Origin of the sequence: Pseudoclavibacter sp. AY1F1, assembly GCF_002931075.1 — a bacterium.
In the GTDB taxonomy this organism is placed as follows: Bacteria; Actinomycetota; Actinomycetes; order Actinomycetales; family Microbacteriaceae; genus Pseudoclavibacter.
This window is the reverse complement of record NZ_PSTQ01000008.1, coordinates 37,288-53,556: the sequence shown is the minus strand read 5'-3', so window position 1 is coordinate 53,556 and position 16,269 is coordinate 37,288. Positions and strand designations below refer to the sequence as shown.

The following is a 16,269-nucleotide window of genomic DNA, read 5'->3' as shown; positions in this document are numbered from 1 at the left end:
AAGAGGTTCCTTTTGTCTGAAAATCCCAGCTCCCCAGTCGACCCCAAGTTCTCGACCGCAGACGGCGTCTCCAGCCGCCGAACCGTGATGCGCGCGGCAGCGTGGACGGTGCCGGTCATCGCGCTCGCAACCGCGGCGCCGGCACAGGCGGCCTCGCGATGCGTCAACAAGACAAACTTCAACGCACTGACGACGGGAACGAAGCCCACGCAGATCTCGTTCCCCGGCACCGGCGTCACCGCGACGCTGAGCTACGTCGGATATGGCGGCTTCACGGGGTCGTCGACAAACGGTGCCGTGCAGAACGGACCGCAGGGTGGAAACCCGACCACGCAGAAGTGGATCAAGTTTGAAGACGAGACCGCGCAGTCCGGTAGCGGCCTTGACGTCAAGATCGTCTTCAGCGAGCCGGTCTTGAAGCTCTCCTTCACGCTCTTCGACCTCGACTGGGCCGACGGCAACCACCGCGACGCAGTCATCGCAACGACTCCGCCGACGTCCTTCAACCTTGCGTCTGCGCTCCAGGGCAACGGCACGTTGAACAATCCCTGGCGCAAGACCACGGTGGGCGAGATCCCCAGCACGTCACTCAACGGCAACGTGCAGCTCAACTACACCGGCCCCATCACGGAGGTCAGCTTCCGCTACTTCCAGGACCTGCCGAACCTCAACCGGAACCACAACCAGCTCATCGGCCTGAGCGACCTCGCATTCGAGAAGTGCCTCTGACGCTCGCAAGCTGAACCACAAATGCGCCGTCGCGCGGTCCAACTGGCCCGCGGCGGCGCATCTGTGTGCCCGAGGTAGTTATCCGCACGCCCAGGGCGAACAGGGGAGGGTTTCGGGGGTGGTCGCCGTTACTCTCGGTGTACACGGCCCCCGACCCTGTAGCCAGGTGTCGAGGTCAGGGAGTCGAAGGAGAAACGGATGTTCGAGAGATTTACCGACCGCGCCCGGCGCGTGATCGTCCTCGCCCAAGAAGAGGCGAAGATGCTCAACCACAACTACATCGGGACCGAGCACATCCTCCTCGGCCTCATCCACGAGGGTGAAGGGGTCGCCGCCAAGGCGCTCGAATCCCTCGACATCTCACTGCCTGCCGTTCGCGAGCAGGTCCAGGAGATCATCGGCCAGGGGCAGCAGCGACCGACGGGGCACATCCCGTTCACGCCGCGCGCCAAGAAGGTGCTCGAGCTCTCGCTCCGCGAAGCCCTGCAGCTCGGCCACAACTACATCGGCACCGAGCACATCCTGCTCGGCCTCATCCGCGAGGGTGAAGGTGTCGCAGCCCAGGTGCTCGTGAAGCTCGGCGCCGACCTCAACCGGGTGCGCCAGCAGGTCATCCAGCTGCTGAGCGGATTCCAGGGCAAAGAGCAGGTTGTCGCCGGCGCAGACCAGCCCCAGCAGGCAGCCCAGGGCTCCGCCGTGCTCGACCAGTTCGGCCGCAACCTCACGCAGGCCGCTCGCGAGGGCAAGCTCGACCCCGTCATCGGGCGCGAGAAGCAGATCGAGCGCGTCATGCAGATCCTGTCGCGCCGCTCGAAGAACAACCCCGTCCTCATCGGGGAGCCCGGCGTCGGCAAGACCGCCGTCGTCGAGGGCCTCGCCCAGGCGATCGTCACCGGCCAGGTGCCCGAGACGCTCAAGGACAAGCAGCTCTACTCGCTCGACCTCGGCTCGCTCATCGCCGGATCCCGCTACCGCGGTGACTTCGAAGAGCGCCTCAAGAAGGTCACCAAGGAGATCCGCACGCGCGGCGACATCATCGTCTTCATCGACGAAATCCACACCCTCGTGGGTGCGGGTGCCGCCGAGGGCGCGATCGACGCCGCGAGCATCCTGAAGCCGCTCCTCGCACGAGGCGAGCTCCAGACCATCGGCGCCACCACGATCGACGAGTACAAGAAGCACTTCGAGAAAGATGCGGCCCTCGAGCGACGCTTCCAGCCCATCCAGGTGGAAGAGCCGTCGATCGCGCACACGATCAACATCCTCAAGGGCCTCCGCGACAAGTACGAGGCGTTCCACAAGGTGTCCATCACCGACGACGCCATCGTCGCCGCGGCCACCCTCGCCGACCGCTACGTCTCCGACCGGTTCCTGCCGGACAAGGCGATCGACCTCCTCGACGAGGCCGGCGCACGCCTGCGCCTCTCGGTGCTGTCGTCGCCGCCTGAGCTGCGCGAGCTCGACGAGAAGATCGCGATCGTCCGCGCCGACAAGGAGCAGGCCATCGAACTGCAGGACTTCGAAGGCGCCGCGTCACTGCGCGACGACGAGAAGAACCTGCTCGGCGAGCGCCTCCGCCTCGAGAAGCAGTGGAAGTCGGGCGACGTCAAGTCGACCGGCACCGTCGACGAGGGGCTGATCGCCGAGGTGCTGTCGCAGGCCACCGGCATCCCCGTCTTCAAGCTCACCGAGGAAGAGACCGCACGCCTCGTCTTCATGGAAGATGCCCTGCACCAGCGGGTCATCGGCCAGAACGAAGCCATCGCTGCGCTCTCCAAGACGATCCGCCGCACCCGCGCCGGACTCAAGGACCCGAACCGCCCCTCCGGCTCGTTCATCTTCGCCGGCCCCACGGGTGTCGGAAAGACGGAACTCGCCAAGGCGCTCGCGGAGTTCCTCTTCGACGACGAGTCGGCGCTCATCTCGCTCGACATGTCGGAGTTCGGCGAGAAGCACACCGTCTCGCGGCTCTTCGGTGCCCCTCCAGGGTTCGTCGGCTTCGAAGAGGGCGGCCAGCTCACCGAGAAGGTGCGTCGCAAGCCGTTCTCCGTTGTGCTGTTCGACGAGATCGAGAAGGCCCACCCGGACATCTTCAACTCGCTCCTCCAGGTGCTTGAAGAAGGACGTCTCACTGACGGCCAGGGTCGCGTCGTGGACTTCAAGAACACGGTCATCATCATGACGACCAACCTCGGTACGAAGGGCATCTCCGGCGGTCCCGTCGGCTTCCAGCTCGAAGGCGACGCCTCGGTGTCGTACGAGAACATGAAGTCGAAGGTCAACGAAGAGCTCAAGAAGCATTTCAAGCCCGAGTTCCTGAACCGTGTCGACGACACGATCGTGTTCCCACAGCTCTCCACTAACGAGCTGCTGCAGATCGTTGACCTCTTCATCGGTCGCCTCAGCGAGCGCATGCTCGACCGCGACATGACTGTTGAGATCACCGAGCTCGCCAAGCGCAAGCTCATCAAGGTCGGCTTCGACCCGACGCTCGGCGCCCGTCCGCTGCGTCGTGCCGTGCAGCACGAAGTGGAAGACCTTCTCTCCGAGAAGATCCTCCGCGGCGAGCTCAAGGCAGGCGACCACGTCGAGGTCGACTACCCGGACGACGAGTTCGTGTTCAACGTCTCGAAGCGCCTCGTCCCCGAGACGGTCGCAGCCGGCGGAGTCACCTCGCAGGCTGAGGGCATCATCGCCGACGCAGGCGAGGGCGACGCGCAGACCGCGTAACCCACGCCGACAGGCAGATTGAAGCCCCCGCATCCACTGGATGCGGGGGCTTCGTTCTATGTGCTGGCTCGGATGCCCTTCGCTGTCCCCGCAGCGAAAAGTGACTCTGATGCATGCTCCCGTGCGCTGGCTGGTGCCTGTCGCTGACTCTTCTGACCTTCTGACCTTCTGACTCCTCTGACCTTCTGACCTTCTGACCTTCTGACCTTCTGGCTCTTCTGGCGGAAGAGCGACCGGTGAGCGGCCGGTGAGCGGTGGACGAGCGGTGGACGCGCAGTAGATGCGCGGTAGACCCTTATGCGCCGGCTGCGAAGAGTGGGGCAGAGGCATGCTCCCGGCACATTTGGCCTGCTTCTCGCCGACTCTTCTCGCGGATGGATGGATGGATGGATGTGGGGTGTGGGCTGTGGGTGCGGCTGGCGCTGCGGGTGAGCCGTGGGCTGTCGCGTGTCCGTTGTGATGAGTGAGGCAGATGCACGCTCTTGGGCGATCCGGCCTGCTTCTTGCTGACTCTTCTCGCGGATGGGTGGATGGGTGTGGGCTGTGGGGTGCGGCTGGCGCCGGGGGTGAGCCGTGGCCTGTCGCGTGTCCGTTGTGATGAGTGAGGCAGATGCATGCTCTTGGGCGATCCGGCCTGTTTCGTGCTGACTCCTCTCGCGGATGGGTGGATGGCTGTGGGCTGTGGGCTGTGGGCTGTGGGCTGTGGGGTGCGGCTGGCGCCGGGGGTGAGCCGTGGCCTGTCGCGTATCCGTTGTGAGGAGTGAGGCAGATACACGCTCAGTCGCGTTCGCGAATGCTTGTTGCTGACTCTTGCGAAGGATGCACGGGGGGACGCCCTGCTGACACGCGGGGAGCCCGGGGGTTGCGCGCGGGTTGCGCGGGATTGCGCGATGAGTGAACAACCAAGGCGAGCGCTATCCACAGGGCAGGAAGTCTGCGTCGCTGTGGGTCACGCGCGCTCCTACGATCTGGTCATGACGGAACCGTTGAACGCCAGCCAAGCATCCGGTGCATCCGGGGCAGGCGCGCCGTGGCGTCCGCGCCTGCCACTGCGGGCCATGCTCGGGGCGAAGCCAATCAGTGTCGCTGACGCTCGCAAGGCCGGCGTAGGTCGTGGCGCGCTGAGCAACAAAGGGCTTGAGCGACCCTTCTACGGTGTTCGGCAGGTACCGCCACAGCCGCCTCGTGCCAGCAGTCAAGCGCGTGGCCCGTCGCTCGACGAGTTCCAGGTGCTCCGGATTCGTCAGCGCAGACGCATCCTCGCCTACGTTCCTCGGCTGCGGCCCGGTCAGGCGTTCGGCCCGCGCACCACGGCCCTGCTGCACGGGCTACCGCTTCCCCTGCGCATGCTGCGTGACTCAACCGTAGACGTCATCGTGCCGCAAGGGGCTTGCCGCCCGAACGCTGCGGGGGTCCAGGCGCGGGGCGTGCCTGGGCGCATTTTCGATGTGCAGACGGTCAACGGTGTGCCGTGCGCACCCCCGGAACTGCTCTACTGTCTGCTCGCGCGGGATCTCTCCGAGGTGGATCTGCTCGCAGTCGGTGACGCGCTCATCACCGAGGCCGACAACTATCCGAACCGCACCTGGTTCACCGCGCTTTCCAGCGCCGAGCAACTTGCGGCGGCGGTCATCCGCTGGTCTCCGGGAACGGGGAGCGCGAAGCTCCGCAAGGTGACGCCCATGATCCGGCCCGGCGTCGAGTCGCCCTACGAGACCTCGATGCGCTTCCACCTGCACGAATCCGGCTACCCGGAGCTGACTCTGCAGCTTTCGATCTTCCACGACGGCGTCGAGCTGGCGCGGGCGGACGGGGCAGATCTTGAAGCGCGCATCCTCTACGACTTCGACGGCGACGGCCACCGCGTGGACAAGCGGCAGTTCCGGAAGGATGTCAGGCGCCCTCGTCTCCTTCGTATGCTCGGCTGGCACGATGAGCGACTCACGGTCGAGGACCTCGAACCGAGCCCCGACGCCTTCGTCAAGTACGCCCACGAGTTGAGGCGCCGCCGACTCGAGGAGCTGGCGCGCCAAGCGCCTCGAGCATAAGAGTGAGCCAGACGCACGTACTGCACGGCCGGTGGATGCTGCACGCCCACTTATCCGTGCGCTGGGCGTTGGGAACTGGATGCGGGGAACTGGCGCCGGGAACTGGATGCGGGGAACTGGCGCCGGGAACTGGATGCGGGGAACTGGCGCCGGGAACTGGATGCGGGGAACTGGCGCCGGGAACTGGCAGCGGGGAACTGGGCGCTGGGCGCTGAGTGCTGGCTGCTGGGCGCTGAGCGCTGAGTGCTGGGAACTGGGTGCTGGTACTGGGTGCTGGGCGCCAGGGTGCCGGCAGCCCGGGAGCCGGGCAGCCAGAAGTGTGAGCCAGATGCATGCTCAGCTGGGATGGCGGATGCATCTCACTCACTCTCCTCAGACTCGCTCGCCCGTGCTGAGGTTCGCGTTTGCGCAAGAAGAAGAGTCAGCCAGACGCATGTCCTGCGCGGCTGGAGCATGCTTCTCGCTCACTCATCTCCGCGCTGGGCGCTGGGCCCTGCCGCGCTGGGTCCTGCCGCGCTGGGTCCTGCCGCGCTGGGCCCTGCCCTGCGGCGCGGGGTGCTGGGCACTGGAGTTGCGCCCTGGCCTCACGGGCGGGCCAAAAGAGTGAGCCTGATGCATGCTCAGCTCAGCTGACAGATGTATCTGGCTCACTCCTTTCACACGGGCTGCCGCCTAGCGGGTGGCTTTGCGGAAGCCGTCCCAGATGTCCCAGACGCTGGTCGCGACAACTCCGAAGGCGATCATCACGGTGACGATCGTCGTCACCGTCGCCGCGCTCTCGGCGCTTGGGATGATCGTGGCGAAGAAGTCAGGGTTCAACAGGAGTCCGCGGCCAAGCGCGGTCAAGAGCAGCGACATGAACAAGACCGCGAGCACCGCGTTCGCCCAGGCGAGGGGGATCGTCACGCGTCCCGTCCGGTACAGGGCGACGCTGTAGGCCGCCTCGAGCACAAACAGCACGATCAAGCCAATCGCCCACCAGGGCCAGAGCTCGTGGCCGAAGAACGAGAGCCCCGGTTGCGTCGGCACGAACCCGACGAAGCGGTCCCACACGATGGCGCCGGCCCCGAGCGCGAGGAACACGAGCGATGCCACGAGTTCGGTGGCGTTCGCCCCGGTCTGACGTATCTCGGGCAGGTCGTCGATGCTCCACTTGCCTGCACCGGACGGGGTGCCGCTGCGTTCGAGGATCACGAACATGAGCGTCGTCCAGAACGCGACGTGGATGACGACGCTGAGGCTGATCGCCACAACTTCGCCGATGATCTCGCCGATGCCGCTGCCGGCCAGGGTCTGCGCGATCGCGACGCCGAATGCCGCGCATGCCGGGATGATCCAGAGCAGTACCTTCAGCAGTCGCCACCACATGAGGTAGTAGCGCGGACCGATGAGGAAGAGTTTGCGGTCGGTGTAGTTCGCGGCGAGCAGCTCCGGGTCGCCGAGTTCTGTGAGTACGGCGATTTCGGCGGTGCTCGATGGTTCGCCCGACTCGACGCGGCCCTCCACCAGGTCGCCGATGGATGCGCGCAGCTCGGCTTCGAGGTCGGCCCGCTGATCGTCTGGCACGGTGCGCATCGCGGCGCTGACGTAGCGCTCGGTCAGGGTGTCGTTGATGGTCGTCATGTCATGCCCCTTCAGGGAGTTGCTCGATCGCCGCGGCGATCGAGCGGAATTCTGCGGTCATAGCGGTCGCGAGCGCCGTTCCTGCTGGGCTCGCGCGGTAGAACTTGCGAGGTCGCGCCTCGTCGGTGTTCCACTCGCTCGTGAGATGCCCCTGCTTCTCGAGCCTGCGGAGGAGCGGGTAGAGGGTGTTCGCGTCGGTGTCGAAGCCGCGGGATTGCAGCGCTTCGAGGAGGCCATAGCCGTAGCCCGGCTCGGCGAGGAGGCGGAGGCAGGCGAGCACGACGGTGCCCCTGCGGAGCTCCTGCAGGTGGATGTCGTGGGTTTCGTCGTCGCTCATGCTTCACACCATAGTGTGCATCACACAGTGTCGTCAATGACACTGTGTTGTGAGTCGAGAGGCTCCGGGCCTCTGGGCGGAGCGCTGAGAACTTTGGTGACAAAACGCGTCCCGTGTTGTCTCGGCGCGACGGATGAGCCCAGTTGTCACCGAAGTTCGCGCGGACACCGCGGCACTGGCGTCGACATCGCGGGTTTACGCTGGAGCGCGTGCCTGCATCCCCTTTCTCCTCGTCGAACGGCAAGCCGAAGAAGGAGGCGACCCTCGCGCAGGTGACCCTGCTGGCGCTGCTTCCGTCGTTCGTCTTTGCGATCGGCGAGGGTGCGATCATCCCGATCATCCCGACCGTCGCTGTCTCGCTCGGCACGGGGATCGAGTTCGCCGGCTTCATTGCGGGGTCGCTCATGATCGGGCAGATGATCGGCGACCTGCCTGCCGGTGCCGTCGTTCAGCGGCTGGGGGAGAAGCGCGCGATGCTCGCAGCGCTTGGGGTGAGCCTCGTCGGAATCCTGCTGTGCGCCTTCGCGGTTGCGCCTTGGATGCTGCTCGTCGGGGTCATCATCATCGGCATCTCGGCCGCCAACTTCAACCTCGCACGCCACGCGTTCCTGACGACCTACGTGCCGCTGCGCTATCGGGCGCGCGTGCTGTCAACACTCGGCGGGGTCTTCCGGGCGGGCTTTTTCGTCGGCCCGTTCATCATCGCCGGCATTCTCGTGCTGTTCGATGCGCCGCAGTACGGGTTCTGGGTGTTCGTCGTGTGCGGCGTCATCGCCGCTCTCATCCTGCTCTTCGCGCCCGACCCCGAGACGGTCGCGCGGCCCGCGCACTCCGCGAAGGTGCTGTCGGACGCCGGACCAGGAGCAGTTGGAGTGCTGCCGCCGAAGCGGCTCGGTGTCTTCGCCACGATCCGAGCGAACGTGGGTGTGCTCCTCCGGCTCGGAACCGGCGCGGGCATCATGGCAGCGCTGCGTGCTGCTCGGAATGTGATGCTGCCGCTCTGGGCGCTTTCGATCGGCATGGATACCGCGGCCGCGGTGCTGGTCATCGGCGTGAGCGCTGGCGTCGACTTCGCGCTGTTCTTCGTGTCCGGCTGGGTGATGGATCGTTTCGGGAGAGTGTGGGGCGCAGTGCCGGCGCTGCTCGGCCTGGGCGCCGGCTTTTTGACGCTGGCGTTCACTCACGACCTCGCGGGTGACGCGTCTCAGCTGTGGTTCACGGCGCTCGCGGTCTGGTTGGGCTTCGCGAACGGCATCGGCTCTGGCATCCTCATGACGCTCGGTGCCGACCTCGCGCCGCGGCAGGACCCGGCCCCGTTCCTCGGCGCGTGGCGACTCATCACCGACTCGTCGGCTGCGTCCGTGCCGGTCATCGTCGCGGCGGCGACGGCCCTCGTCTCGATCTCGTTCACATCGGGGATGCTCGGGGTGCTCGGCTTCGTCGGCGCGGCGCTCATGGGCTGGCAGATCCCGAAGCACGTGCCGCGTCAGCGGCGCTAGCGGTAGAGCCCGCGTCAGCGGCGCTAGCGGTAGAGCCCGCGTCCCGCGATAGCGTTTCGGGATGGGCTTCTCATCTCAGGATGGGTTGCAACCCATCCTGAGATGGGCAACCCATCCCGAGATTCGGCAGCCGGATAACGGGGACGCCCCTGGATGCCGCGCCTAGCGAGGCAGGCGGTCGAGGTAGTCGAGGAGCACGCCTTCGCGCATGGCCCACGGCGAGACGTCGAGCTGCTTGATGTCGAACACGTGCATCACTTCGGAGAGCACAACGCCCCCGGCGACGATCTGCAACGCGCGGTCGGTGGTGATGCCTGGCAACGCGGGACGCGCCTCCGAGTGGAGCTTCGCGAGGCGCGGCACCCAGTCGTCGAGCTGCCATTTCTGCAGGGTCGTGCGCTGTCCGGCTCCGATGCCGTCGATCGACGAGCCGGCGAGGCGCGCCAGCGAGCGGATGGTTTTCGATGAACCGACGAACTGGTCTGGGCGGGAGCCTGCGAAGGTCTCTGCCGCCTCCTTGATGAGCTTGCGCGCGTACTTGCGCAGCTCATCCACCTGGTCTTCGGTTGGCGGGTCGTTGTGCAGGAAGTTGACGGTGCTGCGGCCGGCGCCGAGGGGCACGGAGATGGCGTGCTCGGAGAGTTCGTCGTCGCCGACGGCCAATTCGAGCGAGCCGCCGCCGATGTCGACGAGCATGATGCGCCCCGCGGACCAGCCGAACCAGCGGCGCACGGCCAGGAACGTCGTCCGGGCTTCCTCTTCGCCGCTCATGACCTGCAGGTCGATCCCGGTCTCACGGTGGATGCGCTTCAGCAGTTCTGGACCGTTCTTCGCCTCTCGGATGGCGCTTGTCGCGAGCGGCATGAAGTGGTCGAGTTTGCTCTTCTTCACGGCGTCGGCGGCCCGGTGCATGGCCTCCATGATCTTCGAGACGCCCTCGTCAGAGATCGAGCGGTCGGGCTGCAGGTAGCGCATGAGGCGCAGGATGCTCTTCTGTGACGTCTCTGGCACGGGCTTCGCGCCGGGGTGGGCGTCGACCACGATCAGGTGGACGGTGTTGGATCCGACGTCGAGAACTCCAAGGCGCATGCCCGTGATGTTACCCGTGCTGTCGCGTCCGGCGGCTCGCTCTCGTGCTCGCGCGTACGCTTGACGGATGCAGGAGATCACCATCAGACGGGCCACCACGCACGACATCGTGGGCATCAGCGAGCTGATTCAGCCGCTCGTCGACCGGAACGTGCTGCTGCGCAAGGAGCTTGTCACCCTCTACGAGGCGGTGCAGGAGTTCCGCGTCGCGGTGGATGAGCGGGGGCAGCTGGTCGGATGCGGCGCCCTGCATGTGCTGTGGCGCGACCTGGGTGAGGTGCGCACGATCGCGACGACCGACTCGGTGCGCGGGACCGGCGTCGGCCACGTGATCCTGGATCGCCTCATGGCTGACGCGCGCCACCTCGGGCTCGAGCGCCTCTTCTGTCTGACCTTCGAGACGGGTTTCTTCGAACGGCATGGCTTCGTGGTCGTCGGCGAGCAGATTGTTGACGCCGAGACGTACGAGATGATGCGCCGTTCTCCGGATGAAGGTGTCGCCGAGTTCCTCGACCTCGCCCACGTCAAGCCGAACACGCTCGGCAACACGCGCATGCTGAAGGTCCTCTAGTTGCACCTCTAACCGGCCGGTTGGCGCCGTCGCTCCGGCCTCCGGTGCGCCTCCCCGGACTCCCGGGAACGGGTCCGTACCCTTGGCGGGTGAGTTCGACCCGCAGACCAAGCAAGGCCGTCTACCGCCGTCGGCGGCTGGCGTTGCTCATCGTCTGCGCGCTCGTGATCGGCCTGCTGATCTGGGGCGTGACGAGTCTCTTCGGGGCCGGACGCGGTGAGCCGGGCGCTGCATCCGCCACCCCGAGCGCATCCACGGGTGAAACGGTGCCTGCCGAGGCCGGTGCGACGGGAGCCGCAACACCGACTCCCACTCCGACGCCAACTGGACCGGCCGAGTGCGCCGCCCCTGAGCTTGTCGTCTCGGCGGCGCTCGATGCCACCAGCTACGGGTCAAACGCGCAGCCGCAGCTCTCTCTTTCGATCGCCAACACCGGAGCCGAGGCGTGCGTCATGAACGTCGGCACAGCTGTGCAGGTCTATACGATCTCGAGCGGAGCCGACGTCATCTGGGTCTCGTCTCACTGCCAGACCGACCCGGCCGACGAGGTCGTCACGATCGGCGCCGGTCAATCAGTGACGGCCCCGCCCATCACCTGGGTGCGCGAGCGCTCGTCGCTCGACACTTGCGGGACGGATCGGGCGGATGCGGTTGCGGGGGGCGCCTACTACCAGCTCGTCGCGAGCGTCAACGGCATCGCTTCACAGCCCGCGACGTTCGTCCTGGAGTAATCGAGCGAGAAGCTCGGGGGTTTCGCGATAAACCCCTGAACGTTAACCTTGAAGACAGTGTGAGCTGAGACCATCGTCTCGTTCCGCACGAATCTGTCCTTCCGTCGATCTCCAGGAGACTCATGACGACGCCCACTCGCAAGCGCCAGGCCGCTGCCGCTGCCGTTCTCGGCACGGCAGTTCTTGTTTCGGCCTTCGCGGCCCCAGCCCAAGCCGCCGTGCTCTCCCCAAGCTTCATCGAGCCCGCCGCCGGCGCGAAGCAGATCAACATCGTGGGCTTCAACGACTTCCACGGTCGCTTCCTCGACGCGGACCTCTTCGCCGCGACCGTGCTGCAGGCCCAGCAGGGCTTCGGCGAGGAGAACAGCCTCGTCATCTCGCAGGGCGACGCCGTCGGGGCGAGCCTCTTCGAATCATCGATCCAGCAGGACCAGCCGACGATCGACGTCCTCAACACGATCGGCGTCGACTCCTGGACGCAGGGCAACCACGAGTTCGACCAGGGCATCGACGATGCAACCGGTCGTCTCGCATCCGCCACGAACGGGCCGGACCTGGCCGCGAACGTCACGCTCGCTGACGGCTCGTACCCGTTCGACACGCATGCGATCTTCGAGGTCAACGGCCTGAAGGTCGCCGTCATCGGCGCGGTCACGGAAGAGACCTCAGCTCTGGTCTCGCCTGACGGCATCAAGGGCGTCACCTTCGGCGACCCCGTCGAGGGTGTCAACAAGGTTGCCGCAGAGCTCACTGCCAGCAAGGCCGCCGACATCATCATCGCCTCGTATCACGAGGGTGCACCGCTCGACGACGCGCCGATCGCGGAGAACGAGGAGTCGGAGACTTTCCGTCACATCGTTGAGGACACGGCCCCTGAGGTCGATGCGATCTTCAACGCGCACACGCACCGTCAATACGCCTACGACGCTCCGAATGGTGCCTCCACGCGTCCCGTCATCCAGGCTGGCCAGTACGCGGAGAACATCGCGCAGGTCGCTCTCACCGTCGACGCCTCTGGCAGCGTGACCAAGTCCGACAGCTCGATCGTCCCGACTCTCGAGGCCGTACCCGCGGCGCTCGAGAGCGACCCCCGCATCGCTGAGGTTCGCAAGATCCGCGACGCGGCCGTCGCCGAGGCAGACGTGCTCGGTGCCCAGGTTGTCGGAACGCAGACCGGCGACCTGTCGCGCGGCAAGGAATACGAGCCCGGCACCCTCGTCGTCGCCGAAGACGGCACCACGTCGGGCGGCGTCGTCACGACCGCAGACAACCGTGCTGAGGAGTCTTCGCTCGGCGGCATCATCTCGCAGTCGATGCTCGAGACCGTCGCCGCCACGGGACGCGACGTCGATGCGGCCATCATGAACCCAGGTGGCCTGCGCGCAGACCTGCTCGACAACGACGGACAGATCACCTACAAGGAAGCCGCGACGGTCATCCCGTTCGCCAACAACCTCTCGGTCGTCTCGCTCAAGGGCGTCGACGTGAAGAACGTGCTCGAGGAGCAGTGGCAGCTCACCGCAAGCGGCGAGGTGCCCTCGCGCCCCTACCTGCAGCTCGGACTGAGCGACAACTTCTCCTACGTCTTCGACAGCTCGCGTCCCCGCATGGACCGCATCGTGGGCCTCTCCATCAATGACGAGCCTGTGCAGCCGGACGAGACCTACAACCTCGTCATGCCAACGTTCCTCGCTGCCGGCGGAGACAACTTCCACTCGCTGGCGAACAACGTCGGCGTGCAGGACACCGGCCTCATCGACCTCGACGCGTTCGTCACGTGGATCCGTAGCGAGACCGCGGCAGCGCCTGAGGGTGTGACACCGGACACGAAACGCAACGGCATCGAGATCGTCGGCCTCCCCGCGGACAACACGTTCGTCGCCGGCGAGACCTACACGCTGACGGTGTCGAAGTTCAACCTCACGTCGCTCGGGTTCGTGCAGAACCTCTCCGTGGTCGGCTGGCTCGGAGAGGTGGAGCTCGGCGCGCAGACCGTCGATCTCGCCACGCCGAACCAGGTCGAGTTCACCTTCACGGTTCCAGAGAATGGCGCTGCGAAGACTCCTGACTCGCGCCTCGCGTTCCTCGCGAGTGAGTCGGGTGCCGTCGTATCGCTGCCGGTCGTCGTGCCTCCGCTCGTCGAGCCGACCGCGACGCCAGAGCCGACGATCACCGTCGAGCCGACCGCAACCGCGACTTCGACTGCAACCGCCGCTCCTGTACCGACCGCGACGACGCCGGCGGCAGGTGGTGGCGCTCTCGCCACCACGGGTGCCGACGACAACGCGATCTTCGCTGCTATCGCGGGTGCGCTTGCGCTCCTCGTAGCTGGTGGAGCCGCGATGCTGCTTCGCCGCCGAGCAGGCAGCGACGCATAGCGTCCGCATGGAACACTGAGGCGGCCGGAGGCTGACTCGCAAGAAGGCCCGGAGCATGCTCCGGGCCTTCTTGCGTCCGCAGGGGAAACCGCCGAGTGGTGGCTCAGTTGCCGAGCGCGGCGGTGAGGGCCCGGTCGATGCTCCCGATCGAGGGGTCGACGACGTGCGCGAGACCCATGCGCTTGGCTTCGGCGGCGCGCAGGTTGGCGGATGCGACCCGTCTGATCTCGCCGGCGAGGCTCACCTCGCCGAAGACAACCGTGCCGTCGCGCACGGGCCGGTTGCGGATTGACGAGGCGATGGCGATCGCGATGGCGAGGTCGGCCGCCGGCTCCTGGAGCTTCACCCCGCCGACCGTGGACACGTAGACGTCGTACTCGGAGAGCTTGTGCTTCGTCCGCCGTTCGAGCACGGCAAGCAGCATCGCGACGCGGCTCGTGTCGACGCCGTTGGTGACTCGACGCGGGTTCGGTGCGTTGGTTTTCTGCACGAGCGCCTGGATCTCCACGGGGAGCGCTCGCCGGCCCTCGAGGGCGACGGTCACGCAGGTGCCGCTGACGGGTTCTGGCCGCTCACTGAGGAACAGGCCGGAGGGGTCCGGTACTTCGGTCATGCCTTCGCCGGTCATCTCGAAGCAGCCGACCTCGTCGGTCGGGCCGAAGCGATTCTTGATCGTGCGAACGAATCGCAGGGCCGTGTGCCGGTCGCCTTCGATGTGGGCGACGACGTCGACGAGGTGCTCGAGGAGGCGCGGGCCCGCGATCGTGCCGTCTTTCGTGACGTGGCCGACGATGATGACCGGCACGCCACGGGTCTTGGCGACGCGGATGAGCGCGGACGCAACTTCACGGACCTGGCTGGGCTGGCCGGCGAGTGAGTCGACGGTGTCGCTCGCGACGGTCTGGACCGAGTCGACGATGATGAGGCCGGGGTCGAGTCGTTCGATCTGGCCGAGCACGGTCGAGAGGTCGGTCTCGCTCGCGAGGTAGAGGGTGTCGTGGAGTGCGTTGGTGCGCTGGGCGCGCATCCGCACCTGGTTGACCGACTCTTCGGCGGAGGCGTAGAGCACGGTGGTGCCCTTCGCGGCGACGCGTGACGCGAGCTCGAGCAGGATCGTCGACTTGCCCACGCCCGGCTCGCCGCTCAGCAGGATCGCGGCGCCCGGTACGAGGCCCCCGCCGAGCACACGGTCGAACTCGCCGATGCCGGTGGGCCGGTGCGCGACGTTGTCGATGGGCGCCTCGGTTATGGGGCGGGCGGCCCGCGACTCGCTGATGGTGGCGGCTTGGATACGGCCGGCGGTCTGCGACTCGAAGCGGTCGACGAGCGTGCCCCAGGCCTGGCATTCGGGGCACTGCCCGAACCACTTCAGCGATGCTGCACCACATTCGGTGCACTTGAACGCTGGCTGCTGCTTGGTCTTGGGAGGCATGGGTCAAGGCTAGGGGTGACCACCGACACTGGAGCCCCGGGCGGTCCGTGGCGGCGCGATTCGTGCTGGTTGGCAGCAGCGGGGCGCGGGTGCGCGTGGCCGCGAGTGCAGAATGGGTCCGTGCGAGCGCAGAGAGTCCTGTACGTGGTGAACCCGACGGCTGGGCTTGGCGCGTCCGCCCACCTCGGGAGACGCCTTGCCGGGGGAGCCGGTGCCGGGTCGTCGCCAGACCTCGAGGTTGTCTTGGTCGCGGCCGAGTCCTTCACCGAACTCCGCGAGAAGGCGGCTGACGTGCTCGCGGGGGAGCTGCGGCCGGATGTGCTCATCGTGCAGGGTGGCGATGGCATGGTCTCGATGGGTGCTGGCCTCGTTGCGGGTACCGGGGTACCGCTCGGCATTGTGCCGTCCGGCACGGGCAACGACTTTGCACGCGCGGCTGGAATCAGGCGTGGGTCGCCCGCGGCCGGGATCGAGCGCATGCTGACCTCGCTCCGAACGGGCGCGGCCAGCGTCCGCGAGGTGGACGTCATCCGTCTCTCGGTCGATGGTGCCGATCACCTGGCGATCAACTCGGTGAATATCGGCTTCGATGCCGTCGTGAACTGTCGCGCGAACGAGCTGCGGAAGCTGCCTGGCACCGCCCGCTATGTCGCTGCGCTCCTCGAATCGGTGCGGCGCTTCTCGCCGGTTGAGTTCGGCCTGTCGGTCGATGACGGCCCCACGCGTGCAGTGGCCGCGGAGCTGGTCACGATCCTGAACGGCTCCTCGATCGGCGGCGGCATCAGGGTGGCACCCCAAGCGATCATCGACGACGGTCTCCTCGAGCTGTTTGTTGTCGGTCGACTCCCGCGCATCGGCCTCCTCACGCTGTTCCCGCTTGCTATGGCGGGGCTGCACACGCGACTGCCGCCCGTATCCCTCGAGCGCATCACGAGCATCCGCGTGCAGGTGCCGAGTGGGGTGCTTGTCTATGCGGACGGCGAGGCGCTGCGCGGTCCAGGCGAGGGTGCCTGCATCCTGGAGGCGCGCGTAGACCCTGGTGCAGTGAGGCTCATCGAGCCGGGGGCGCTCGGCTGACGCGCCGATGTCGGCGCTCGATTTG

Annotated in this window: 12 protein-coding genes; 8 read left to right on the top strand and 4 right to left on the bottom strand. The window is 66.7% G+C overall.

Annotation, left to right across the window (positions count from 1 at the left end):
• The first annotated feature begins 12 nt into the window (after window positions 1–12).
• From C5B85_RS12725 to C5B85_RS12715, 3 genes are all read left to right on the top strand, one after another.
• Complete coding sequence (locus tag C5B85_RS12725; protein ID WP_146077953.1) at window positions 13–729, top strand: hypothetical protein; 717 nt, start codon at window positions 13–15, stop codon at window positions 727–729.
• 198 nt (window positions 730–927) lie between these two features.
• Window positions 928–3,459 carry an ATP-dependent Clp protease ATP-binding subunit gene (locus tag C5B85_RS12720; RefSeq protein WP_104286387.1) on the top strand — a complete coding sequence of 844 codons (2,532 nt, stop codon included), beginning with the start codon at window positions 928–930 and terminating at the stop codon, window positions 3,457–3,459.
• 974 nt (window positions 3,460–4,433) lie between these two features.
• Window positions 4,434–5,507, top strand: coding sequence for a hypothetical protein (locus tag C5B85_RS12715; RefSeq protein ID WP_146077952.1), 1,074 nt, complete (start codon window positions 4,434–4,436; stop codon window positions 5,505–5,507).
• Between the two features lie 672 nt (window positions 5,508–6,179).
• On the opposite strand, the gene C5B85_RS12705 is transcribed toward C5B85_RS12715, so the two are convergent.
• Both C5B85_RS12705 and C5B85_RS12700 read right to left on the bottom strand, forming a co-directional pair.
• Window positions 6,180–7,130: a permease prefix domain 1-containing protein gene (locus C5B85_RS12705; RefSeq protein WP_104286384.1), complete on the bottom strand. Its 951-nt coding sequence runs from the start codon at window positions 7,128–7,130 to the stop codon at window positions 6,180–6,182.
• Between the two features lies 1 nt (window position 7,131).
• Window positions 7,132–7,467: a PadR family transcriptional regulator gene (locus C5B85_RS12700; RefSeq protein ID WP_104286383.1), complete on the bottom strand. Its 336-nt coding sequence runs from the start codon at window positions 7,465–7,467 to the stop codon at window positions 7,132–7,134.
• 209 nt (window positions 7,468–7,676) lie between these two features.
• On the opposite strand from C5B85_RS12700, the gene C5B85_RS12695 reads away from it, so the two are divergent.
• Complete coding sequence (locus C5B85_RS12695) at window positions 7,677–8,966, top strand: MFS transporter (RefSeq protein ID WP_104286382.1); 1,290 nt, start codon at window positions 7,677–7,679, stop codon at window positions 8,964–8,966.
• A gap of 162 nt (window positions 8,967–9,128) precedes the next feature.
• Here C5B85_RS12695 and C5B85_RS12690 read toward each other — a convergent pair whose 3' ends face one another.
• Window positions 9,129–10,055 carry a Ppx/GppA phosphatase family protein gene (locus C5B85_RS12690; RefSeq protein WP_104286381.1) on the bottom strand — a complete coding sequence of 309 codons (927 nt, stop codon included), beginning with the start codon at window positions 10,053–10,055 and terminating at the stop codon, window positions 9,129–9,131.
• Window positions 10,056–10,122: 67 nt separating this feature from the next.
• On the opposite strand from C5B85_RS12690, the gene C5B85_RS12685 reads away from it, so the two are divergent.
• The 3 genes from C5B85_RS12685 to C5B85_RS12675 all read left to right on the top strand — a co-directional run bounded on the left by C5B85_RS12685 (window position 10,123) and on the right by C5B85_RS12675 (window position 13,735).
• Window positions 10,123–10,626: an amino-acid N-acetyltransferase gene (locus C5B85_RS12685; protein WP_104286380.1), complete on the top strand. Its 504-nt coding sequence runs from the start codon at window positions 10,123–10,125 to the stop codon at window positions 10,624–10,626.
• 89 nt (window positions 10,627–10,715) lie between these two features.
• A complete protein-coding gene (locus C5B85_RS12680; RefSeq protein ID WP_146077951.1) occupies window positions 10,716–11,357 on the top strand; it encodes a hypothetical protein in 642 nt (213 codons plus the stop codon).
• 122 nt (window positions 11,358–11,479) lie between these two features.
• Window positions 11,480–13,735: a bifunctional UDP-sugar hydrolase/5'-nucleotidase gene (locus C5B85_RS12675; RefSeq protein ID WP_104286378.1), complete on the top strand. Its 2,256-nt coding sequence runs from the start codon at window positions 11,480–11,482 to the stop codon at window positions 13,733–13,735.
• Between the two features lie 103 nt (window positions 13,736–13,838).
• On the opposite strand, the gene radA is transcribed toward C5B85_RS12675, so the two are convergent.
• Entirely contained in the window at window positions 13,839–15,167 is a 1,329-nt protein-coding gene (gene radA / locus C5B85_RS12670; RefSeq protein WP_104242905.1) for a DNA repair protein RadA, read from the bottom strand.
• Between the two features lie 120 nt (window positions 15,168–15,287).
• Between radA and C5B85_RS12665 the strand changes: the two genes are divergently transcribed.
• Window positions 15,288–16,244 carry a diacylglycerol kinase family protein gene (locus tag C5B85_RS12665; protein ID WP_181064420.1) on the top strand — a complete coding sequence of 319 codons (957 nt, stop codon included), beginning with the start codon at window positions 15,288–15,290 and terminating at the stop codon, window positions 16,242–16,244.
• Window positions 16,245–16,269 lie beyond the last annotated feature (25 nt).